Source organism: Pseudoponticoccus marisrubri, assembly GCF_001482405.1.
GTDB classification, from domain to species: Bacteria; Pseudomonadota; Alphaproteobacteria; order Rhodobacterales; family Rhodobacteraceae; genus Pseudoponticoccus; species Pseudoponticoccus marisrubri.
Window position 1 is genome coordinate 1 of the sequence record NZ_LPXO01000112.1, and the last position, 251, is coordinate 251.

Consider the following 251-nt stretch of genomic DNA (forward strand, 5'->3'; position numbering starts at 1 on the left):
GACGATTTAAATCCGCCTGGAGGGCGGCTGTTATGGATTGTTGGAAAAGGCGTTCCCTGCCTTTACCAACCCGCAATTTCGGCACATGTCCGAAATTGCTCCGCGCACCTTGCACCATTTGTGTGATGCGAGGTGCGTCCCGGCCGTCCTCGGCCGGGGAAAAAGCGTTAGCTGGTCTGTAAATATGCACGGGCCAGCCGAATCTTCAAAGCATATTACGACGAGGTAATTCGTTATGGCACTGACTGCAA

General features: G+C 53.4%; 1 protein-coding gene. It reads right to left on the minus strand.

What is annotated here, in order from left to right; genetic code table 11:
• Window positions 1-190 (minus strand): hypothetical protein (locus tag AVJ23_RS23255; RefSeq protein WP_205626919.1); only part of this gene is annotated, 190 nt, incomplete at its 3' end.
• Between the last annotated feature and the right edge of the window lie 61 nt (window positions 191-251).